The organism is Streptomyces sp. NPDC053474 (genome assembly GCF_044544845.1).
Taxonomy (GTDB): Bacteria; Actinomycetota; Actinomycetes; order Streptomycetales; family Streptomycetaceae; genus Streptomyces.
In genome coordinates, this window is sequence record NZ_JBITXV010000019.1 from 19,121 (window position 1) to 41,087 (window position 21,967).

Consider the following 21,967-nt stretch of genomic DNA (forward strand, 5'->3'; position numbering starts at 1 on the left):
GTCAAGGGGTGGCCGGAAGCAGGCCCCTCTTGACGCTGATACCCTGGTAGCCCGTGAGCCGGTGGTCATCGAACCCCCGAACCGCAGCGACGGCGCCTCCCTCCGAGCGGAGAAGCAAGCACGGAGCGGACGCCGGTACGCACCCCAGACCGCGACGCACGGGAGCCCCCTCTTGGCCATGCCACCCACATCCACGACGACCAAGCACATCTTCGTCACCGGGGGCGTCGCCTCCTCGCTCGGCAAGGGCCTGACGGCCTCGAGCCTGGGTGCGCTCCTCAAGGCCCGGGGCCTTCGGGTCACGATGCAGAAGCTCGACCCGTACCTGAACGTCGACCCGGGCACGATGAACCCCTTCCAGCACGGCGAGGTGTTCGTCACCAACGACGGCGCCGAGACCGACCTGGACATCGGGCACTACGAGCGCTTCCTCGACGTCGACCTCGACGGCTCGGCCAACGTCACCACCGGCCAGGTCTACTCGCAGGTCATCGCCAAGGAGCGGCGCGGCGAGTACCTCGGTGACACCGTGCAGGTCATCCCGCACATCACCAACGAGATCAAGCACCGCATCCGCCGCATGGCCACCGACGACGTCGACGTCGTCATCACGGAGGTCGGCGGCACGGTCGGCGACATCGAGTCGCTGCCCTTCCTGGAGACCGTCCGCCAGGTCCGCCACGAGGTCGGCCGCGACAACGTCTTCGTCGTGCACATCTCGCTGCTGCCCTACATCGGCCCCTCCGGCGAGCTGAAGACCAAGCCGACCCAGCACTCGGTCGCCGCCCTGCGCAACATCGGCATCCAGCCCGACGCGATCGTCCTGCGCGCCGACCGCGAGGTCCCGACCGCCATCAAGCGCAAGATCTCGCTGATGTGCGACGTCGACGAGGCCGCCGTCGTGGCCGCGATCGACGCCAAGTCGATCTACGACATCCCGAAGGTCCTGCACACCGAGGGCCTGGACGCCTACGTCGTGCGCAAGCTCGACCTGCCGTTCCGCGACGTGGACTGGTCGACCTGGGACGACCTGCTCGACCGCGTCCACAACCCCGACCACGAGGTCACGGTCGCGCTCGTCGGCAAGTACATCGACCTGCCCGACGCCTACCTCTCCATCACCGAGGCGATGCGCGCCGGCGGCTTCGCCAACCGGGCGCGCGTCAAGGTCAAGTGGGTCACCTCGGACGACTGCAAGACCCCGGCGGGCGCCAAGAAGCAGCTCGGCGACGTCGACGCGGTCCTGATCCCCGGCGGCTTCGGCGACCGCGGCGTCTCCGGCAAGGTCGGCGCGATCCAGTACGCCCGCGAGAACAAGATCCCGCTGCTCGGCATCTGCCTGGGCCTGCAGTGCATCGTGATCGAGGCCGCCCGCAACCTCGCGGACATCCCGGACGCCAACTCCACCGAGTTCGACGCCGCCACCGCCCACCCGGTCATCTCCACGATGGCCGAGCAGCTCGACATCGTCGCCGGTGAGGGCGACATGGGCGGCACGATGCGCCTGGGCATGTACCCGGCCAAGCTCGCCGAGGGCTCCATCGTGCGCGAGGTGTACGACGGCAAGGAGTACGTCGAGGAGCGCCACCGCCACCGCTACGAGGTGAACAACGCCTACCGCGCGGACCTGGAGAAGAACGCGGGCATCCAGTTCTCCGGCACCTCGCCGGACGGCAAGCTCGTCGAGTACGTCGAGTACCCGCGCGAGGTCCACCCGTACCTGGTCGCCACCCAGGCGCACCCGGAGCTGCGCTCGCGCCCGACGCGTCCGCACCCGCTCTTCGCGGGCCTGGTCAAGGCCGCGGTGGAGCGCAAGACGGGCAAGTAACACAAGAGAGATACGGTTGCCGGGGTACGGCCCTTCGGGGCGCGTGCCCCGGCTTTCGTATGGACGTGTGGAAGGGCAGGACGACATGACGATCAAGGACACCGCGGAGGAGTGGCGGATCACGGCGACGGCCACGCCGTTCGTCGGGAACAAGACCTCCGTGCGCACCGACGACGTCGTCATGCCCGACGGATCGGTCTCCCGCCGCGACTACCAGGTCCACCCCGGCTCCGTCGCCGTCCTGGCCCTCGACGACTCCGGCCGCGTCGTCCTGGTGCGCCAGTACCGCCACCCGGTGCGCCACAAGCTCTGGGAGATCCCCGCGGGCCTCCTCGACGTGCCCGGCGAGAACCCGCTGCACGCCGCCCAGCGCGAGCTCTACGAGGAAGCGCACATCAAGGCCGAGGACTGGCGGGTGCTCACCGACGTCTACACCACGCCCGGCGGCTGCGACGAGGCCGTGCGCGTCTTCCTCGCCCGCGATCTGTCCGAGGCCGAGGGCGAGCGCTTCGAGGTCGAGGAGGAGGAAGCCGACATGGAGATCGCGCGCGTGCCCCTCGACGACCTCGTCCGCGGGGTCCTGGCCGGTGAGCTGCACAACAACTGCCTGGTCGTGGGCGTCCTGTCGCTCGTGGCCGCGCAGCGCGGCGCTGGCTTGGACGGGCTTCGTCCTGCGGACGCGCCTTGGCCTGCGCGGCCCTTCGAGGTGTAGGAGGTTTGCCTGCGGGTTCGTTGTGGCTGGTCGCGCCCACGCGGCGGAGCCGCACATCGACACGGCCCCGCGCCCCTTTGGGGCGCAGCAGCGCGGGAACGTCCTACGGTGTGACCATCTCCTGATCCGATCGGGCGACTTCCGCGCGCCGTGGCACCGGGGTGGCGGCAGGGCCTGAACTAGGCTCTGCAAGCGTCCCGCCCGGAGTTCCGGCGGGCTCGTGCGCAGGCGGACGGGAGCGTTACCCGTGACGGATCAGGCGGTCGACACGGACGGTGCGGCGCGGGGTGCCGTGCCGCCGCCCACGAGCGCGGCGGCCGGTGCCGACGGGGCCCGGTTCGTGGGCCGCCACCGGGAGTTGAAGGAACTCCGCGCCGACATCGACCGCGCCGGGCTCGACACCCTCTCGGGCCGCAAGGCCCCCCGCGCCCGCGTCCTGCTCATCGCGGGCCGCCCCGGCTCGGGCCGCACCGCCCTCGCCGAGGAACTGGCCCGCCAGCTCGCCGACGCCTACCCCGACGGCATCCTGCGCGCCCGCCTCCGCGACCCCGACGGCACCCCCGTACCCACCGAGCGCACCGCCCGCGAACTCCTCGACGCGCTCGCCGTGCCCGCCCCCGCGGGCGCGGGCGAGGACGACCTGACCGCGACGCTGCGCGCGGCCCTCGCCGACCGCCGGGCGCTGCTGCTCCTGGACGACGTCGCGGAGACCGCCGCCCCGGCCCCCGCCAAGGGCGCCGACGAGAGCGGCGCCGACGCCGCCGAGGCCGCGGACGCCGCCGGAGCCGCACAGGTCGACCCGCTGCTCCCGGACACCCCCGACTGCCTGGTCGTCGCCGTGTCCGGCGGCCCCCTGACCGGCATCCCCGACGTGCGGCCCTGCACCCTCGGCGGCCTGGACACCAAGGCCGCGCTCGACCTGCTCACCCGCAGCGCGGGCTCGGTGCGCGTCACCGTCGACCCGCGCTCCGCCGAGAGCCTGGTCGAGGCCTGCGGCGGCCACCCGGCGGCCCTCGTGATCGCCGGGGGCTGGCTCGCCGCCCGGCCCAAGGCGGCCGTCGCCGACCTCGCCAAGCAGCTGCGCGAGCTCCCCGAGGACGGCGCGGCCGAATCGGGCCTCGCCCGCGTCTTCCGGCAGGCCTACGCCGGACTCCCCGGCCCCGCCGCGCGGATACTGCGCCTGCTGTGCCTCGCCCCCGCCGGGTACGTCGACCCGCACACCGCGTCCGCGCTCGCGGGCTGTTCGGTGAGCGCGGCGCGCGCCGCGCTCGACGACTTCGTCGCGCTCGGCCTGCTGCGCACCGTGGACTCGCCGCTGCCGCAGTACGACGTGCCGGGCTGTCTGGTGCCGCTGCTCCGGAAACTGATGGAGGCGCAGGACCGGCCCGGGGAGGTGCAGTTGGCGCGCGCCCGGATGCTGGAGCGGACCGTGCGGCTGCTCCAGTCCTGCCGTGCGATCACCGAGCCCGGCGACTCGGCCGCGCGCAAGAAGCTGGCCGGACTGCCCCGCGCCCTGCGCTTCCCGAACCCGCGCGCGGCCGCCGACTGGCTGCGCGTCCGCAGGCCCGCGCTGCTCGCCGCGGCCCGGCTCGCGGTCGCGGACGGCGAGCTCGACACGCTCGCGCGGCGGCTGATGTCGGCCCTGACCCGGGCGCTCGCCGCGCACTGGGGCACCGAGGCCGCGGCCCCCGACCTGTACGGCATCCACCAGCTCGTCCTCGACGTGGCCGAGCGCCGGGACCTGCCGCGCGAGCAGGCGGCCGCGCTGCTCAACCTCGCGGACCTGGACGCGCGCACCGGCCGTACGCACGAGGCCCTGGCCCGCTACCGCGCCGCCCTCGACTGCGCCCGGGCGGCGGGCGACCCTTACGCGACCGGGCGCGCGATGGAATCCGTAGGCGGCGCCTACCAGGAGCTGGGGGACTACCCCCGGGCCGCCGACTGGTACGGCAGGGCCCTCGCCGAGCGCCAGGCCCGGGACGAGCGGGCGGACGCCGCCCGGCTGCACGGCCGCATCGCCACCGCCCACACCTACGCGGGCCGCTACGGCGAGGCCCTGCGCAACTGGCGCTCGGCCGTCGCGGGCCACCGCAGGACCGGGGACCTCCCGGCCCGGGCGCGGGCCCTCGGCGAGCTGGCGCGGGTCCAGGAGTACGCGGGGCGGCCCGAGGACTGCCTGCGCACCTGCCAGGAGGCGATCGACCTGGCCCGGCAGGCGGCGGACACCCGGCTGCTCGCGGCGCTCCAGCTGCGGCTCGCGGACACCCTGGACCGGCTCGGCGACCCGGCCGCGGCCCGGCTGCACCGCGCGGCCGCCGAGCGCATGCTGGGAAGTGAGCTGAGCGGTGAGTCCGCCGAGGTCGGGAGCCCTGCCCCGGTGGATGGAGCCCCGGCCTCCGCCTACGAAATCCGTAGTGCATCCGGTCGAGATTGATGCTTTGAAAGGCTAGACAGCGAGAACTCCTTCATTAGAATGGCTCCGCCGCGTGTCTACGTGGTGTCTTCCGATGCGCTCATATGCGTACCGGTATGTAACGCTTTGCCCTAAATCCCCCTGAGCCAAGGACCGTGATCGACGTGAAGGTCGGCATCCCCCGCGAGGTCAAGAACAACGAGTTCCGGGTGGCCATCACCCCCGCCGGCGTGCACGAGCTGGTGCGCCACGGCCACCAGGTCGTCATCGAGCGCAACGCCGGTGTCGGCTCGTCGATCACGGACGAGGAGTACGTCGCCGCGGGCGCCGAGATCCTCGAGACCGCCGACGAGGTCTGGGCCTCGGCCGACCTGCTCCTGAAGGTCAAGGAGCCGATCGCGGAGGAGTACCACCGCCTCCGCAAGGACCAGACGCTCTTCACCTACCTGCACCTGGCCGCCTCCAAGGAGTGCACGGACGCGCTCCTGGAGTCGGGCACCACGGCCATCGCGTACGAGACGGTGGAGCTGCCCAGCCGCGCCCTGCCGCTGCTCGCCCCGATGTCCGAGGTCGCGGGCCGCCTCGCCCCGCAGGTCGGCGCCTACCACCTGATGCGCGCGGTCGGCGGCCGCGGCGTGCTGCCCGGCGGCGTCCCGGGCGTGGCGGCGGGCAAGGCCGTCGTCATCGGCGGTGGCGTCTCCGGTTGGAACGCCGCGCAGATCGCCATCGGCATGGGCTTCCACGTCACCCTGCTCGACCGTGACATCAACAAGCTCAGGGAGGCCGACAAGGTCTTCGGCACGAAGATCCAGACCGTCGTCTCCAACGCCTTCGAGCTGGAGAAGGCCTGCCTGGAGGCCGACCTCGTCATCGGCGCCGTCCTCATCCCGGGCGCCAAGGCCCCCAAGCTCGTCACCAACGAGCTGGTCTCGCGCATGAAGCCCGGAAGTGTTCTTGTCGACATCGCGATCGACCAGGGCGGCTGCTTCGAGGACTCGCGCCCGACCACGCACGCCGAGCCGACCTTCCCGGTGCACAACTCGGTCTTCTACTGCGTGGCCAACATGCCCGGCGCGGTGCCCAACACCTCCACGTACGCGCTGACCAACGCGACGATGCCGTACATCGTCTCGCTGGCCAACAACGGCTGGGTCGAGGCCCTGCGCCGCGACCCGGCGCTGGCCCTCGGTCTCAACACGCATGACGGCAAGGTCGTTTACAAGGAGGTCGCCGAGGCCCACGGCTACGAGCACCTGGAGCTCGCCTCCCTGCTCGGCTGATCTCGGCGAACGTCAACAAAAGTCGTCAATCTCACGCCAGCGGCCGGACCTTGCGAGGGGTCCGGCCGCCGCCGGTTCGGCGCGAACACGGTCAACTCGCCGGGAAACTTACCCTTTAACCGTTTCGCGCACCCCGGAATCGTGCCGACGAAGCGGCATACGCCCTTGACACCGGGGTGTTCCGTTGCCGACACATCGGGCCGGGTCCGGCGGATTGTGTTGCTGCGGAGCGGTGACACGCCATAGAGTCGCCAACCGTCGGCATGGTGCCACGCTGACCTATCTAGAAATTTCCTGGTCACCAAGGAGGTAAGACGACTTGTGAATGAGTCGACATTTGCTCCCGGGGGTGGTCAACCAGGAATGTCTGGACGGGGCCAGGGTCCCGTCGGGCTCGAGGCTGTCGGCTCCGTCGCTGTCCGCACCTTCGAAGCCCGCCAGAGTCCGACACCGTCAGCACCCCAGAGCATGGATGGCCAACACGTGAACGCCATGGCCGGCGACCGGAGTGGCGACAACACCACCCCTACCCCCCTCGCCGACTACGAGGAACTGCCCCAGGGTCATTTCTACGACCCCGACGCGGAGTACGAGCCCGACCCCGAGTACGCGGCCACGCTCGCCCCCGACGCCGCGCGCCAGCGCCGCGAGCGCATCGGCCCGACCGGGCGTCCGCTGCCGTACTTCCCGATCCCGGGACCCCTGACCGACCACGGCCCCGCGAAGATCATCGCGATGTGCAACCAGAAGGGCGGCGTCGGCAAGACCACGTCGACCATCAACCTGGGTGCCGCGCTCGCGGAGTACGGACGCCGGGTCCTGCTCGTCGACTTCGACCCGCAGGGCGCGCTCTCGGTCGGCCTCGGCGTGAACCCGATGGAGCTCGACCTCACGGTCTACAACCTGCTCATGGAGCGGGGCATGTCCGCCGACGAGGTGCTCCTGAAGACCGCGGTCCCCAACATGGACCTGCTGCCGAGCAACATCGACCTGTCCGCCGCCGAGGTGCAGCTCGTCAGCGAGGTCGCGCGCGAGTCCACGCTCCAGCGCGCCCTGAAGCCGCTCATGGCCGACTACGACTACATCGTGATCGACTGTCAGCCCTCGCTCGGCCTGCTCACGGTCAACGCGCTCACCGCGGCGCACAAGGTCATCGTGCCGCTGGAGTGCGAGTTCTTCGCGCTGCGCGGTGTGGCGCTGCTCACCGAGACCATCGAGAAGGTCCAGGAGCGGCTCAACCCCGACCTGGAGCTCGACGGCATCCTCGCGACGATGTACGACTCGCGCACGGTGCACAGCCGCGAGGTCCTCGCGCGCGTGGTCGAGGCGTTCGACGACCACGTCTACCACACGGTGATCGGCCGGACGGTGCGCTTCCCGGAGACCACGGTCGCCGGTGAGCCGATCACCACGTACGCCTCGAACTCGGTCGGTGCGGCCGCCTATCGCCAGCTCGCCAGGGAGGTGCTCGCCCGGTGTCACGCCGAGTGAGTCTGCCCGGGGCCGACGAACTGTTCCGTACGACCGGGGGCATGGCGCTGCAGGCCTCGACGCCGCGGCGGCAGACGAATGGCGAGGCGAGGGTGCCCGCGCCCGCGGGCGAGAGCGACGAGGCCGCCGCGGAGGAGTCGCACGCCTCCGCCGCCGCGCAGGGTGACGGCGAGTCCGCCGAGCACCCCGCGGGCGAGGCGGAGCCGGGCGGCGCACGCGGCGACGACGCCGCGCGGGGACGCCCGGCGCAGGAAGGTTCTACCAGCTCCGGCACGGGCAAGAACGCGGCCTCGACGGCCACCCAGACGCGCAAGCGCGGCCGGGCGGCCAACCGGCGCCCCAGCGGGCGCGAGCGGCACGACGAGAAGATCACCGTGTACGTCTCCGCCGAGGAACTGATGGACCTGGAGCACGCGCGGCTCGTCCTGCGCGGGGAGCACGGGCTCGCGGTGGACCGCGGGCGCATCGTGCGCGAGGCCGTCGCCGTCGTCCTCGCCGACCTGGAATCGCGGGGGGACGCGAGCATCCTCGTACGACGGCTGCGCGGGCGGTAGCGGTACCTTTCCGCGTAATGTCCACCACCTCGACGAGCAGCACGTCCGCGCCGCCGCCCGCCCGCCGACGCGCCCTGGGCCGAGGGCCGGGGACGGAGGCCGTCCCGAGCCCGCCCCCTGCCGAGAGCGGGAGCGAGCCCCCGCGCCCGCCGGACGGGCCCGCCGAGGCGCCGCAGGACGGGCCCGCCGAGGCCCCGGCGGACCCCGCGCCCGACGACGGGCGGTTCACGGTCCGGCTCGCCAACTTCGAGGGCCCCTTCGACCTGCTGCTCCAGCTCATCGCCAAGCACAAGCTGGACGTCACCGAGGTCGCGCTCTCCAAGGTGACCGACGAGTTCATGGCGCACATCCGGGCCATGGGTCCTGACTGGGACCTGGACCAGACGACCGAGTTCCTGGTGGTCGCCGCCACCCTGCTCGACCTGAAGGCCGCGCGGCTGCTGCCCGCCGCCGAGGTCGAGGACGAGGCCGACCTGGCCCTGCTCGAAGCGCGCGACCTGCTGTTCGCGCGGCTGCTCCAGTACCGCGCGTACAAGCAGATCGCCGACATCTTCAGCGGCCGCCTCGACGACGAGGCGCGCCGCTATCCGCGGACCGTCGGGCTCGAACCGCACCACGCCGAGCTGCTGCCCGAGGTCGTCATCAGCATCGGCGCCGAGGGGTTCGCCAAGCTCGCCGTCAAGGCGATGCAGCCCAGGGCCGAGCCGCAGGTGTACGTCGACCACATCCACGCGCCGCTGGTCTCCGTGCGGGAACAGGCCGCCGTGGTCGTGGCGCGGCTGCGGGAGCGCGGCGAGGCCAGCTTCCGCGGCCTGATCGAGGAGCTTGGGCCCGACGACACCCTGACCGTCGTCGCGCGCTTCCTGGCGCTCCTGGAGCTGTACCGGGAGAAGGCCGTCGCCCTGGAGCAGGAGGACGCGCTCGGCGATCTTGTGGTGCGCTGGACCGGCGGGGACGGCGACGGCGAGCCGACCGTCACCGACGAGTTCGACCGGCCCCCCGAGCCGCAGGAGGAGAAGCGTTGAGCAGCATGGAGAGCCCGGTCGGCGAGCTGCGGTCCGAGGTCGCCGAGCTCGACCTCAAGCCCGCCCTTGAGGCCGTCCTGATGGTCGTCGACGAGCCCGCCACCGAGGAGCACCTGGCGAAGGTCCTCCAGCGGCCCCGGCGGGCCGTCGCGGAGGCGCTGCGCGAGCTCGCCGACGAGTACACCGCCCAGGGCCGGGGCTTCGAGCTGCGCCTGGTGGCGGGCGGCTGGCGGTACTACACGCGGCCCGCGTACGCCCCCGCCGTGGAGGGCTTCGTGCTCGACGGGCAGCACGCCCGGCTCACCCAGGCGGCCCTGGAGACGCTCGCCGTGGTCGCCTACCGCCAGCCGGTCAGCCGCTCCCGGGTCTCCGCGGTGCGCGGAGTGAACTGCGACGGGGTCATGCGCACCCTGCTCCAGCGGGGTCTGGTGGCGGAGGCGGGCGCGGAACCCGAAACAGGTGCGATCCTGTACAGGACGACGAACTACTTCCTGGAGCGGATGGGCCTGCGCGGCCTGGACGAGCTCCCGGAGCTCGCGCCCTTCCTCCCGGAGGCGGAGGCGATCGAGGCCGAGACGCAGGAAGGACTTCCGTCGTTCGATCCGGACGCGCCCGACGCCCCGGACGAGAAGACGCAGACGACCTAAGACGGAATTTTGATGCGAAGCAGCAGCGGCAGGAACAGCAGCGGAAACAACGGCGGGAGCCGTGGTGGCAACAGCGGCGGCCGCGGCAGCAGCGGCGGCCGCCCCGGCGGTGGCGGCCGTGGCAACAGCGGTGGCCGCCCCACCGGCGGTGGCCGCGGCAGCGGCGGTGGCGGTGGCCGCGGCGACTACCGGAGTGCCAGTGGCGGTCGCGACGACCGGCAGGGCAGCGGCCGCCCCAGCAAGCCCCGCCCCGAGGAGCGCCGCTACGACGTGGGCCCGGGCGCCTCGCAGGACGGCCCGAAGTCGGGCCGCGGCGCCTCGGCGCGCGGTGGCGCCAAGGGCGGCCCCAAGCGCTCCCAGGACCAGCGCGCGCGCGGCCGCACGGCCCCCGCGCGCTCGCGCGAGTACGAGGCGCGGACGGAGGAGCGCAACCGCGACCGGTACGCGGGCAAGAAGGAGGTCAAGCTCCCCAAGACCTTCCCGGGCGCCGAGCAGGAGGGCGAGCGCCTGCAGAAGGTCCTGGCGCGCGCGGGCTACGGCTCCCGGCGCGCCTGCGAGGAGCTGATCGAGCAGGCCCGCGTCGAGGTCAACGGCGAGATCGTCCTGGAGCAGGGCCTGCGCGTGGAGCCCGAGAAGGACGAGATCAAGGTCGACGGCCTGACCGTGGCCACGCAGTCGTACCAGTTCTTCGCGCTGAACAAGCCCGCCGGTGTCGTCTCCACCATGGAGGACAACGAGGGGCGCCAGTGCCTGGGCGACTACACGAACAACCGCGAGACGCGGCTGTTCCACGTGGGGCGGCTCGACACCGAGACCGAGGGCGTCATCCTGCTCACCAACCACGGTGAGCTGGCCCACCGCCTGACGCACCCCAAGTACGGCGTGAAGAAGGTCTACCTCGCGCACATCGTCGGCCCGATCCCGCGCGACCTGGGCAAGCAGCTGAAGGACGGCATCCAGCTGGAGGACGGGTACGCGAAGGCGGATCACTTCCGGGTCGTCGAGCAGACCGGCAAGAACTACCTGGTCGAGGTCACGCTGCACGAGGGCCGCAAGCACATCGTGCGCCGCATGCTCGCCGAGGCCGGGTTCCCCGTCGACAAGCTGGTGCGGGTCGCCTTCGGCCCGATCACGCTCGGCGACCAGAAGTCGGGCTGGCTGCGCCGCCTGTCCAACACCGAGGTCGGCATGCTGATGAAGGAAGTCGACCTCTAGACCGCGCACCCCACACCGGACACGACGACGGCCGCCCCCGCCTTCCCGCGCGGGCGGCCGTCGCCGTCAGCCGCCGTTCACAGGGTGAGTTTCTCGCGTCCGGTGCGCTCTGGGATCCTTGGGGGATGACTGTGGATCTTGGGCTCGGCGGCGGCAGCGTTCCCAGGGCGGGCCTCGGCGTCGACCTCGGGTCCGTCGTGGCCGAGCAGCCCGACCCGCTGCTGTTCGCGACGGTCTCCGGGGCGCATCTGTACGGGTTCCCGTCGCGGGACTCGGACGTGGACCTGCGCGGGGTGCACCTGCTGCCGGTGGCGGGGCTCGTCGGGCTGCGGGAGCCGGAGGAGACCCGGTCGAGGATGTCCGTGCGTGACGGGGTCGAGATGGACCTCGTCACGCACGACCTGCGGAAGTTCGCCCGGCTCATGCTGCGGCACAACGGCTACGTCCTGGAGCAGCTGCTCTCGCCGCTGGTCGTGCACACCACGGACGCCCACGCCGAGCTGAGCGCGCTCGCGCCCTCCGTCCTGACCAGCCACCACGCCCACCACTACCGGGGGTTCGCCGCCACGCAGTGGCGCCTCTTCGAGAAGAACGGCGAGCTGAAGCCGCTGCTCTACACCTTCCGGGTGCTGCTCACCGGGATCCTTCTGATGCGTGGCGGTGGCGTCGTCGCGCATCTGCCCACGCTGGCGGACGAGGTCGCCGAGGCGCCCGGCTATCTGTCCGACCTCGTCGAGGCCAAGCGTGAGGCCGAGCACGGCGGCGCCGACGTGGACCGGCGGCGGGTGAGCGCCGACGTCGAGCGGCTGCGCGCCGTGCTGGACGAGGCGCGGGCGGACTCAGCCCTGCCGGGTGCGCACACCGCGTACGGCGCTCTGCACGACCTGGTCGTCCGCGTACGCCTGGGCGGCTGACGTCCGGCGGGCGCGGTACAGGAAGTCCTCGACGCGGCGGTGGTCCGGCTCCGGGGGAAGCGGGGTGCGGGCCGTCGCGGCGTCGCACTCCGCGGCGAGGCGGGCCATCCGGGACTCCACCTCGGGCCAGGGCACCTCGCCGCGCTTGACCGCGAGCAGGGGCTCGCGCAGGTCGCCCACGTCGACCGTCAGCTCGCCGGTGCGCAGCAGGTCGCGGCAGCTGCTCAGGAGCCGCAGCAGGTGCATGGCGTGCTTCCAGCGCGGGGCGCCGTAGGCGCGGACGTCCGCGTCGAGCTTCTTGCGCTGGCCGAGGGCGTAGGCGGCGAAGGTCTCGTGCGCCCGGCGGGACAGGAACGCCCCGCGCAGCGCGAGCAGCTCGCGGCCGGTGTCCGTGACGTGCTCGACGAGGGGGGAGTGCAGGCACTCCAGGATGTTCGGGTTGGCGCGCAGCGCGAGGGCGCAGAAGCGCTCGAGCTCCCAGCTGAACTGTTCGTCCGCCGGTCCTTCCACATGCGTGGGCGGCTTCTCGAAGCGCCAGTACAGCGGGGTCGGCGCGAGGAAGACGCCCCTGCGGTCGGTGTCGCTGTCGTCCGTGGCCAGGCCGAAGGCGCGCGAGCCCATGACGCAGGCGTAGATGGTGTGGTCGCGGACCAGGTCCTGGGGGTTGTCCATCTCCGGAGCGTACGGGGTGGGTCAGGTGAGCCTGATCGCTTTTCCCGTGGCGTCGATGGAGCGTGGGGCCAGCGGGCGCGGGGCCGGTCCTTCCGCCACCGAGGCGTCCGCCACCCGGTACTTGCTGCCGTGGCACGGGCAGTTGATCGTGCCGCCGGACACGTCACGGACCGTGCAGCCCTGGTGCGTGCAGACCGCGGAGAACGCCTTGAACTCCCCCTCCTCGGGCTGGGTGACCACCACCTTCTCCTTCTCGAAGACCTTGCCGCCGCCGACCGGGATCTCCGACTTCTCGGCCAGGGGCGGCGCCTTGGACGGCCGCGCGCCGGAGGGCCCGGAGGACGGGGGCGTGGACTCCGGCGGGTCCGGCTCCGCGCCCTCGTCGCCGTACTTGTCGCACGCGGTCAGGGCAGCGGCCGCGCCCGCCAGCAGGGCCGTGCGCCGCGTGGGGCCCGGCGCGGGCCCGCCGCCGCTCACGTCGTCACCCCGACCGTACGGAAGAACCACAGCGCCGACGTCACCCACACCAGGGTGAGCACCGCGAAGACCAGGCCGCCCACCAGCGGCAGGAGCCAGCCGGGCAGCCGGTCCGAGCGGAGCAACAGCATCTTGGCGCTGAACGCGCCGAAGAAGAAGCAGCCGAGGAAGGAGTGCCACAGCACGCGCGTCGAGTACGTCTGGTAGCCGAGCGCGTAGAGGCAGTGCACCGCGACCGGCACGGCCACCAGGAACGCGATCCGGCCCGACCAGCGGTGCAGCGCCGCCGACCAGGAGGGCCCGGGCAGCCTGCCGTAGACCATGAGGGCGGAGCCGACCTGGACAAGCGCGAAGCCGAACGCGGTGGTGGCGAGCCAGGACTTCACGGCGCTGGTGGAGCTGAAGCCCGCGAGGTTGAACGCGGTGCCCTCCGGGTCATGGACCTTTCCGTACGCCCCCAGGCCCACGGCGACGGCAGCAGCGACCAGGGCGGGCACCAGATAGCGGGCGGGGCGCTCACGGCGCGGGCCCGCGGGGAACCCGGCTCCTTGAGTGGGGGCGTTGGGGTCGACGCTCACGGGACCTCCCGGGGCGGGCGCGGATGGGTGCGGCCGGGTGCTCAGGGCACGACGGGCCGGGCGGTGAGACGGCCGCCGCCGGGCAGCCGGACGGCACCGGTGGCGGGGTCCAGGCGGGGGGCCTCGGCGGGCCTCCCGTCGCGGCTGAGGACGCCGACCTGGCTGCCGTCGGGCTGCACGATCCAGCCGCCGTCCAGGCGCTCGCCGCGCACCTCGGCCCGCGCGCGGTACAGCCCCGCCTGCTGCTTCTTCGCCCGGGGGGCGGTGAAGGGCCGGGGCCCGCCGCGGACGGAGACCGTGCCGCGGACCGTGTCGCCCTTGACGCGCCCGTCGAGCTTCGCGCCGCCCTTGCCGGTCAGGCGCAGCGAGCCGTCGTCCTCGACGTCGCCCTTCAGCCAGGACTCCGTGGCCCTGCCGTCGCAGAAGTACGCCGTGGCCCTGCCGTCGCGCAGCGTGATGGCCACGGAGGCGGTGTCGTCGTCCGTGCGGCCCGTGTACCTGCCGTCGGCGGGCGGCCGCGGCTTCTTCGAGGGGGACGGCTGCGCCGACGGGCTCGCGCTCGCGGTGGGCGGCGGCGCGGGCTTCGCCGCGCCGGACGAGGAGTCGCCGTACGACGAACTGCCCGACCCCGTGGTCGCGTTGAGCGTCAGCATGAACAGGGCGAGCAGCAGCCCCCCGAGCAGCGTGAACAAAGGTCCTGAAGCCTTCATGCGTCCCCCCGAGGCGCGCGGCCTGCCCTTCCATGCAAGCCGACCCGCGCCCCGGCGTCCAGGGGCGCACGGGGGCTGTGCGCCCGTGATGCGGAAGGGGTCCGCGCCGGTCGCTCCGAGTGGCGGGGCGCCGCGGTCCGGGTGACATTGGCAGGGTCCGGGGCCCCTGGCCCGCGGGGCGGGGCCCGGCCATCGAAGCGAAAGGCACGACCATGGCGGGTAACGATCTGGGCGGCCTCCTGGGCGGCCTCCTCGGAGGCGGCAAGGAGGGCACGGGTCCGTCCGGCGGCGGCGCCAACATCCTCGGCTCCCTGCTCGGCGCGCTGATGAGCAAGGGCGGCGGCGGGAACAACCCGCTGGGCGGCCTCCTCGACGGGCTGACCAAGGCCGGGCTCGCCGACCAGGCCCAGTCGTGGGTCGGCTCCGGCGAGAACCAGCCGGTCTCCGGCGCGCAGGTCAAGGAGGCCCTGCCCGACGACACGCTCCAGCAGGTGGCCAAGGACGCCGGGGTCTCGCCCGAGCAGGCCGCCGACGAGATCGCGCAGCAGCTGCCGCAGGTCGTCGACAAGCTGACCCCGAGCGGACAGGTGCCGAGCGGCTCCCTGGAGGACATCATCAGGCAGCAGCAGCTCTGAGGCCCCCGCGGCCGGTGCGCGGCGCCCGTCTCGGCAGCCGGGCGCCGCGCACCCGTGTCACGGGCGGTGACTAGGCTGTGCGTACATCACGACCCGATCGGCCCGGCCCGGTCACCCATGACCCGATGTACAGCAGCACGGAAAACTACGGGGACATCGCCCAGTGAGAACAGCCCTCGTCATCGGCACCGGCCTGATCGGCACCTCCGCCGCCCTGGCCCTGGCCCGCCGCGGCGTCGCCGTCCACCTCGCCGACCACGACACCGAGCAGGCCCGCACGGCCGCCGCGCTCGGCGCCGGGACCGCGGCGGAGCCCGAGGGCCCCGTCGACCTGTGCGTGGTCGCGGTGCCGCCCGCGCACGTCGCCGCCACCCTCGCCGACGCCATGCGCCGCGGCCGTGCCCGCGGCTATCTCGACGTGGCGAGCGTCAAGGGCGGCCCGCGCCGCGAGCTGGAGTCGCTCGGCCTCGACCTGACGCCGTACATCGGCACGCACCCCATGTCGGGGCGCGAGCGCAGCGGCCCCCTGGCCGCGTCCGCCGACCTCTTCGAGGGCCGTCCCTGGGTGCTCACGCCCACCCGGGACACCGACACCGAGGTGCTGAACCTCGCCCTGGAGCTGGTCGCCCAGTGCCGGGCCGTGCCCGTCGTCATGGACGCCGACGCCCACGACCGGGCCGTCGCCCTCGTCTCGCACATGCCGCACCTGGTCTCCAGCATGGTCGCGGCCCGCCTGGAGAACGCCGAGGAGTCGGCGGTCCGGCTGTGCGGCCAGGGCATCCGCGACGTCACGCGCATCGCCGCGTCCGACCCGCGGATGTGGATCGACATCCTGTCCGCCAACCCGGGCCCGGTCGCCGACCTGCTCGCCGACGTCGCCGCCGACCTCCAGGAGACCGTCGCCGCGCTGCGGGGCCTGGCCTCGGCCGACGAGGGCAAGCGGCACGAAGGCGCCACGGGCGTCGCGAGCGTGCTGCGGCGCGGCAACGCGGGCCAGGCCCGGGTGCCCGGCAAGCACGGCTCCGCCCCGTCCGCGTACGAGGTCGTGGCGGTGCTCATCAACGACCAGCCCGGACAGCTGGCCCGCATCTTCGCCGACGCCGAGCGCGCCGGGGTCAACGTCGAGGACGTCCGCATCGAGCACGCCACCGGCCAGCAGGCCGGTCTGGTCCAGCTCATGGTGGAGCCCGCGGCGGCGGCCCCGCTGGCCGCGGCGCTGCGGGAGCGGGGCTGGTCGCTGCGGCCGTAGCGCACGGCAGCGGCTGCGGGCGGGTGGCCAGGCGAGGGCCGGGACGGGAGCCAGTAACCTTGTGCGGGGCGTCGCATGCGTCCCGCACCCGACCCGCGCCCCGAGAAAGGCACCCGCAGCCCGTGGAAACCCTGGAAAACAGCGCTGCCGCAGGCACCGTGATCGTCGCCATCGACGGGCCGTCCGGCACGGGCAAGTCCAGCACGTCCAAGGCCGTCGCCGCGCAGCTCGGCCTGAGCTACCTGGACACCGGCGCCCAGTACCGGGCGATCACGTGGTGGATGGTCAGCAACGGCATCGACCTCACCGACCCCGGCGCGATCGCCGCCGCGGCCGGCAAGCCCGAGATCGTCTCCGGCACGGACCCGGCCGCCCCGACGATCACGGTCGACGGCACGGACGTGGCGGGCCCGATCCGCACGCAGGAGGTCACCTCCAAGGTCAGCGCGGTCAGCGCCGTCCCCGAGGTGCGCACCCGGATCACCGAGCTGCAGCGCTCCATCGCCCTCGGCGCGGAGCAGGGCATCGTCGTCGAGGGCCGGGACATCGGCACCACCGTCCTCCCCGACGCCGACCTGAAGATCTTCCTCACGGCGTCCCCGGAGGCCCGTGCCGCCCGCCGCTCCGGCGAGCTCAAGGGCGCCGACGTGAACGCCACCCGCGAGGCCCTGATCAAGCGCGACGCCGCCGACTCCAGCCGCAAGACGTCGCCGCTCGCCAAGGCCGACGACGCCGTCGAGGTCGACACCACCGAGCTCTCGCTCCAGCAGGTCATCGAGTGCGTCGTCACCCTCGTTGAGGAGAAGCGGGCCGGGAAGTGACCTCCGGGGCATCCGAGCGCGGGGCCGAGGTCGGGCGGCGCATCGGCGTCGGTCTGATGTACGGCCTGTGGAAGCCCCGCGTGCTCGGCGCCTGGCGGGTGCCCGCGAGCGGCCCGGTCATCCTGGCCGTCAACCACTCGCACAACGTCGACGGCCCGATGGTCATGGGCGTGGCGCCCCGGCCGACGCACTTCCTGATCAAGAAGGAGGCGTTCGTCGGCCCGCTCGGCACGTTCCTGGGCGCCATCGGCCAGGTCAAGGTCGACCGCTCGACGGCCGACCGCACGGCGATCACCGACGCGCTCGGCGTCCTGGCGCGGGGCGGCGTCCTCGGGATCTTCCCGGAGGGCACCCGGGGCGACGGCGACTTCGCCTCGCTGCGCGCGGGCCTCGCGTACTTCGCCGTGCGCTCCGGGGCGCCGATCGTCCCGGTCGCCGTCCTGGGCAGCACGGAGCGGCGCGGCCGTCTGATACGGCAGCTGCCGCCGCTGCGCAGCCGCGTCGACGTGGTCTTCGGAGACCCCTTCGAGGCGGGCGACAGCAGCGGGCGGCGTACGCGCAAGGCGCTCGACGAGGCGACCGTGCGCATCCAGGGGAAGCTGACCGACCACCTGGAAAACGCCAGGCGCCTGACCGGGCGCTGAGTAAGACTTTCAGTAGTGACCCGCCGTACGGAGGGGTCACCGATCACCACGATGAACGACGAGGTACGGACTTCATGAACGACCAGATCCAGCCCGAGGGCGAGCCGACGGAGCACGTCGAGCACGACCATGGGGCACTTGGCGACGCCGAGTACGCGGAGTTCATGGAGCTCGCCGCCGTAGAGGGCTTCGACGTCGAGGACGTCGAGGGCGCCATCGAGGCGGCCGGGCACGGCCCGCTGCCGGTCCTCGCCGTCGTCGGCCGTCCGAACGTCGGCAAGTCGACGCTCGTGAACCGCATCATCGGCCGCCGCGAGGCCGTCGTCGAGGACAAGCCGGGCGTGACCCGCGACCGCGTCACCTACGAGGCCGAGTGGGCGGGCCGCCGCTTCAAGGTCGTCGACACCGGCGGCTGGGAGCAGGACGTCCTCGGCATCGACGCGTCGGTGGCCGCGCAGGCCGAGTACGCGATCGAGACCGCCGACGCCGTCGTGTTCGTCGTCGACTCCACGGTCGGCGTCACCGACACCGACGAGGCCGTCGTCCGGCTCCTCCGCAAGGCCAACAAGCCCGTGGTGCTCTGCGCCAACAAGGTCGACGGCCAGAGCGGCGAGGCCGACGCCACCGCCCTGTGGTCCCTCGGCATCGGCGAGCCGCACCCGGTCTCCTCGCTGCACGGCCGCGGCACCGGCGACATGCTCGACGCGGTCCTGGACGTCCTGCCGGAGGCGCCCGCGCAGACCTTCGGCACGGCCGTCGGCGGCCCGCGCCGCATCGCGCTCATCGGCCGTCCGAACGTGGGCAAGTCCTCCCTCCTGAACAAGGTGGCGGGCGAGGAGCGCGTCGTCGTCAACGAACTCGCGGGCACCACCCGCGACCCGGTCGACGAGCTCATCGAACTGGGCGGCGTCACCTGGAAGTTCGTCGACACGGCGGGCATCCGCAAGCGCGTCCACCTCCAGCAGGGCGCCGACTACTACGCCTCGCTGCGCACGGCGGCCGCCGTGGAGAAGGCGGAGGTCGCGGTCATCCTGATCGACGCCAGCGAATCGATCAGCATCCAGGACCAGCGCATCGTCACGATGGCGGTGGAGGCGGGCCGCGCCGTCGTCCTCGCGTACAACAAGTGGGACACCCTCGACGAGGAGCGCCGCTACTACCTGGAGCGGGAGATCGAGACGGAGCTCGCGCAGGTCGCGTGGGCGCCGCGGGTGAACGTGTCGGCGCGCACGGGGCGGCACATGGAGAAGCTCGTCCCGGCGATCGAGACGGCCATCGCGGGCTGGGAGACGCGGGTGCCGACGGGCCGCCTTAACGCGTTCCTCGGCGAGCTGGTGGCCGCCCATCCGCACCCGGTCCGGGGCGGCAAGCAGCCGCGCATCCTCTTCGGCACCCAGGCGGGCACCAAGCCGCCGCGGTTCGTCCTGTTCGCCTCGGGCTTCATCGAGCACGGCTACCGCCGCTTCGTGGAGCGCAGGCTGCGCGAGGAGTTCGGCTTCGAGGGCACGCCGATCCACATCTCGGTGCGGGTGCGCGAGAAGCGCGGGCAGAAGACCCAGAAGAAGAAGTAGCCGCGGCGTTCGCGGTCCGTACGTGCCGATGCCCGGCCCTCCACGCGGAGGGCCGGGCATCGGCATATCGGCATGAGGAGGGGCGGGTGGTCAGCCCCGGCGCGGGCCCGGGGGGAGGGCGGCCGGGAAGAGGTGGCCGTAGCCGTGGTGGTCGACCTGGGTGGGCTGGCCGTAGCGGGCGACGTTGAAGGCGTGGTGCCGGGGGTCGTGGCGCGGGTCGTGCCGGGGGGTGTGGCGCGGGTCGTGCCGCATGGCGCCGTGCTGCCCGGCGTTGCCGTACGGCCCGGGGCCGAAGCCGGTGAACCTCAGCTCCTCCTCGCCGGTCCGGTCGCCGGGCAGGGCCCGGAACGCCCTGAGGTACTCGGAGTACAGGGCGTCGTAGATCGGCGTGGCAGAGAAGGCGGCCGCGGTGTCCTGCGCGCCGCGCATGGACGGGATCGGCCCGGCGTACGGCCGGTGGTGTGTGGCGTCGTATACGTGCACGTCTGGGCCAACGACCTGGGGGGTTGTCGGGATGCGGGGCCCGGGCCCCCAATGTGGCTCAGGTGCCCGCGAGCGGCATCGCGCACGCGACCAGCTGGCCCTGGGAGGCCGCACGGTCGAGCGCGCCACGCAGCAGGTCCTCGCGGGGCTGGCGGCCGACGGTGCCCGACGGGGTCGCGTACAGCAGGACGGACTGGAGCTTGTTGGCCGCCGCGCGCCAGCCGTCGGTGACCTGGAGCGGCTGGTGGGCCTGCCACCAGGCGACGGGGGAGCTCCCGCCGGTGCCGGGCTGGAGGATGGCGTGCAGCTGGCCCACGGCGAGCAGCACCGACCAGCCGTGCAGCGTCGGGGGCACGCCCGCCAGCGAGGTCACGGGCATGAAGCCGTGCTCGATCAGGAGCGGCAGGAAGTCGTCGCCGCCGCCGGGCGCCGCGCCGGGGCGGGCGATGGGGCCGGTCGGCTCGACGACGAGCGCGGGGTGCAGCTCGCCCTCGATGAGGACGAGGCCGCTGGTCACGCCCAGCACGGCCTGTTCGGGGGCGCCGTCCGCCGGGCGCTGGGACGGCACGGTGTCCTCGCCGGTGATGGACCGTACGGCGCCCTGGAGCTGCTCCTCGGAGACCTCGACGATCTGGGACGGCAGGCAGGAGGCGTGGGCGAAGGCGAGCACGGCGGTCTCGTCGCCGACGAACAGGACCGTGCTGGTGCGCTCGCGCTCGGAGTCGCCCGGGGTGCGGCAGGACGTGCAGTCGTAGGCGCCCGGGGCGTTCTCCCCGGCGAGCAGGCGGTCGGCTTCTTCGTCGCCGATCTCGGCGCGTACCTCGTCGCTGAGGTCGAGCATGCGCGGCACGGTGACTCCTCGGAATCGATGCGTGGGGTGTCCGGGTGGTGCCCGGCTCATGAAGGAGACAACGGGCGATCAGTGGCCCAAGTCACGCACGGGAGGCGCGGAATTGAACTAACCGAAGCAGAGGGTGAGTTGACGGTCGGAATTTGTCACTCCGCGCCAACACCTGGTGCGTACACGGAAGTTGCCCCGGTGAGGTGAGTCACAGATCGCCGAGAGGGGAGCATGGTAAATGCTCGTATACAAGCATAAAAGGGGTGTCCGAAAGTCGACGATACTCCAGGTAACCAGCAACTGGCCTGGAATGACGAGGAGTCGGTTGATAGCGGGGCGAGGGGGCTCCTAGATTCCACCGCCGTGTGCAGCGAGCACCGCTCGGGCAAGTCCGTCGGCCGCGCCGACCCGTTCGATCAGCAAGATCAGCAAGGCGCGGCGGAGCAAGGCAGAACAGCACCACCCCGACGGACGGGGCTCGGCGGGACCCCGGCGCCGGACGCGTACGGGGCCCGCGGAGCCTGGGGAAGCCCGGGTCCTCCGAGAGGGAAATCCATGTCCGAACGTCCCAGGAACATTCGCAAGACGGCAGTGCTCGGCGGAGCCGCGCTCCTCGCGCCGCTGGCACTGCTCGCCGCGACCGGGCAGGCCGCGGCGGACGGCGGAGTGTGGGACCGGATCGCCCGCTGCGAGAGCGGCGGCAACTGGCAGATCAACACCGGCAACGGCTACTACGGCGGACTCCAGTTCTCCGCCGGGACCTGGCGGGCCTACGGCGGCACGGCCTACGCGCCGACCGCCGACCGGGCCTCCCGGGCCCAGCAGATCGCCGTCGCGGCGAAGGTCCAGCGCGCTCAGGGGTGGGGCGCCTGGCCGTCGTGCTCGGCACGGGCGGGTGCCTCCGGGCCCGCTCCAGGGGCGGCCGCGCCACAGGCCGCGCCCAGGCCCGCTCCCAAGGCGGCGCCACAGGCCGCACCGAAGACCGTCAAGCAGCGGCCCGCGTACCGCGCGCCCGGTCACGCCGACCGGGGCACCACGCGCGGCTCCGGCGGCTACGTCGTCCGCCAGGGCGACACGCTCAGCCGCATCGCGGCCGCGCACGGCATCGGCTGGCAGCGGCTCTACGCCGTCAACCAGGGCGTCATCGGCGGCGATCCGAACCTGATCGTGCCCGGGCAGCGCCTGGCGATCTGACGGTCCCGGCCGT

The 21,967-nt window shown here is 72.9% G+C and carries 22 protein-coding genes; 16 read left to right on the plus strand and 6 right to left on the minus strand.

Going from position 1 to position 21,967, the window contains the following annotated elements:
* Positions 1-178: 178 nt before the first annotated feature.
* From ACIG3E_RS34445 to ACIG3E_RS34490, 10 genes are all read left to right on the plus strand, one after another.
* The gene (locus ACIG3E_RS34445; RefSeq protein ID WP_399623773.1) at positions 179-1,828 is read left to right on the plus strand and encodes a CTP synthase; all 1,650 of its coding nucleotides are present in this window, start codon (positions 179-181) and stop codon (positions 1,826-1,828) included.
* Positions 1,829-1,913: 85 nt separating this feature from the next.
* On the plus strand, positions 1,914-2,540 hold the full coding sequence (locus tag ACIG3E_RS34450; RefSeq protein ID WP_399623775.1) for an NUDIX domain-containing protein: 627 nt from the start codon (positions 1,914-1,916) through the stop codon (positions 2,538-2,540).
* A 247-nt stretch (positions 2,541-2,787) separates the two neighbouring features.
* A complete protein-coding gene (locus tag ACIG3E_RS34455) occupies positions 2,788-4,974 on the plus strand; it encodes a tetratricopeptide repeat protein (protein WP_399623777.1) in 2,187 nt (728 codons plus the stop codon).
* 134 nt (positions 4,975-5,108) lie between these two features.
* Complete coding sequence (gene ald / locus ACIG3E_RS34460; protein WP_399623779.1) at positions 5,109-6,233, plus strand: alanine dehydrogenase; 1,125 nt, start codon at positions 5,109-5,111, stop codon at positions 6,231-6,233.
* 363 nt (positions 6,234-6,596) lie between these two features.
* A complete protein-coding gene (locus ACIG3E_RS34465) occupies positions 6,597-7,724 on the plus strand; it encodes a ParA family protein (RefSeq protein WP_138958888.1) in 1,128 nt (375 codons plus the stop codon).
* Entirely contained in the window at positions 7,709-8,278 is a 570-nt protein-coding gene (locus ACIG3E_RS34470; protein WP_399623781.1) for a hypothetical protein, read from the plus strand. Before ACIG3E_RS34465 ends, ACIG3E_RS34470 begins: the two co-directional genes overlap by 16 nt.
* Positions 8,279-8,295: 17 nt before the next feature.
* Positions 8,296-9,303, plus strand: coding sequence for a segregation/condensation protein A (locus ACIG3E_RS34475; RefSeq protein WP_399623783.1), 1,008 nt, complete (start codon positions 8,296-8,298; stop codon positions 9,301-9,303).
* 5 nt (positions 9,304-9,308) lie between these two features.
* A complete protein-coding gene (gene scpB, locus ACIG3E_RS34480) occupies positions 9,309-9,950 on the plus strand; it encodes an SMC-Scp complex subunit ScpB (protein ID WP_399624009.1) in 642 nt (213 codons plus the stop codon).
* Between the two features lie 12 nt (positions 9,951-9,962).
* Positions 9,963-11,165, plus strand: coding sequence for a pseudouridine synthase (locus ACIG3E_RS34485; protein ID WP_399623786.1), 1,203 nt, complete (start codon positions 9,963-9,965; stop codon positions 11,163-11,165).
* A 125-nt stretch (positions 11,166-11,290) separates the two neighbouring features.
* The gene (locus ACIG3E_RS34490) at positions 11,291-12,079 is read left to right on the plus strand and encodes a DNA polymerase beta superfamily protein (protein ID WP_399623788.1); all 789 of its coding nucleotides are present in this window, start codon (positions 11,291-11,293) and stop codon (positions 12,077-12,079) included.
* On the opposite strand, the gene ACIG3E_RS34495 is transcribed toward ACIG3E_RS34490, so the two are convergent.
* Genes ACIG3E_RS34495 through ACIG3E_RS34510 form a run of 4 tightly spaced genes read right to left on the minus strand, consistent with a single transcriptional unit; the run spans position 12,005 to position 14,516 of the window.
* Positions 12,005-12,751, minus strand: coding sequence for a DNA polymerase beta superfamily protein (locus tag ACIG3E_RS34495; protein ID WP_399623790.1), 747 nt, complete (start codon positions 12,749-12,751; stop codon positions 12,005-12,007). The two genes, ACIG3E_RS34490 and ACIG3E_RS34495, sit on opposite strands and share 75 nt — an antisense overlap.
* Positions 12,752-12,772: 21 nt before the next feature.
* Complete coding sequence (locus tag ACIG3E_RS34500; RefSeq protein ID WP_399623792.1) at positions 12,773-13,228, minus strand: Rieske (2Fe-2S) protein; 456 nt, start codon at positions 13,226-13,228, stop codon at positions 12,773-12,775.
* Positions 13,225-13,806 carry a DUF6529 family protein gene (locus ACIG3E_RS34505; protein ID WP_399623794.1) on the minus strand — a complete coding sequence of 194 codons (582 nt, stop codon included), beginning with the start codon at positions 13,804-13,806 and terminating at the stop codon, positions 13,225-13,227. Before ACIG3E_RS34505 ends, ACIG3E_RS34500 begins: the two co-directional genes overlap by 4 nt.
* A gap of 41 nt (positions 13,807-13,847) precedes the next feature.
* Positions 13,848-14,516, minus strand: coding sequence for a hypothetical protein (locus ACIG3E_RS34510; protein WP_399623796.1), 669 nt, complete (start codon positions 14,514-14,516; stop codon positions 13,848-13,850).
* A gap of 191 nt (positions 14,517-14,707) precedes the next feature.
* On the opposite strand from ACIG3E_RS34510, the gene ACIG3E_RS34515 reads away from it, so the two are divergent.
* The 5 genes from ACIG3E_RS34515 to der all read left to right on the plus strand — a co-directional run bounded on the left by ACIG3E_RS34515 (position 14,708) and on the right by der (position 19,436).
* Positions 14,708-15,151 (plus strand): YidB family protein, encoded by a 444-nt coding sequence (locus ACIG3E_RS34515; protein ID WP_399624011.1) that lies wholly within the window; start codon positions 14,708-14,710, stop codon positions 15,149-15,151.
* A 163-nt stretch (positions 15,152-15,314) separates the two neighbouring features.
* On the plus strand, positions 15,315-16,400 hold the full coding sequence (locus ACIG3E_RS34520) for a prephenate dehydrogenase (RefSeq protein ID WP_399623799.1): 1,086 nt from the start codon (positions 15,315-15,317) through the stop codon (positions 16,398-16,400).
* A 131-nt stretch (positions 16,401-16,531) separates the two neighbouring features.
* On the plus strand, positions 16,532-17,221 hold the full coding sequence (gene cmk, locus ACIG3E_RS34525) for a (d)CMP kinase (protein ID WP_399624013.1): 690 nt from the start codon (positions 16,532-16,534) through the stop codon (positions 17,219-17,221).
* 56 nt (positions 17,222-17,277) lie between these two features.
* The gene (locus tag ACIG3E_RS34530; RefSeq protein WP_399624016.1) at positions 17,278-17,865 is read left to right on the plus strand and encodes a lysophospholipid acyltransferase family protein; all 588 of its coding nucleotides are present in this window, start codon (positions 17,278-17,280) and stop codon (positions 17,863-17,865) included.
* Between the two features lie 74 nt (positions 17,866-17,939).
* Positions 17,940-19,436, plus strand: a complete 1,497-nt coding sequence (gene der, locus ACIG3E_RS34535; protein ID WP_399623802.1) for a ribosome biogenesis GTPase Der — start codon at positions 17,940-17,942, stop codon at positions 19,434-19,436.
* A gap of 90 nt (positions 19,437-19,526) precedes the next feature.
* Here der and ACIG3E_RS34540 read toward each other — a convergent pair whose 3' ends face one another.
* Both ACIG3E_RS34540 and ACIG3E_RS34545 read right to left on the minus strand, forming a co-directional pair.
* Positions 19,527-19,865, minus strand: coding sequence for a hypothetical protein (locus ACIG3E_RS34540; RefSeq protein WP_399623804.1), 339 nt, complete (start codon positions 19,863-19,865; stop codon positions 19,527-19,529).
* A 112-nt stretch (positions 19,866-19,977) separates the two neighbouring features.
* A complete protein-coding gene (locus tag ACIG3E_RS34545; RefSeq protein ID WP_399623807.1) occupies positions 19,978-20,769 on the minus strand; it encodes a hypothetical protein in 792 nt (263 codons plus the stop codon).
* 546 nt (positions 20,770-21,315) lie between these two features.
* On the opposite strand from ACIG3E_RS34545, the gene ACIG3E_RS34550 reads away from it, so the two are divergent.
* The gene (locus tag ACIG3E_RS34550; RefSeq protein ID WP_399623810.1) at positions 21,316-21,954 is read left to right on the plus strand and encodes a transglycosylase family protein; all 639 of its coding nucleotides are present in this window, start codon (positions 21,316-21,318) and stop codon (positions 21,952-21,954) included.
* Positions 21,955-21,967: the final 13 nt, after the last annotated feature.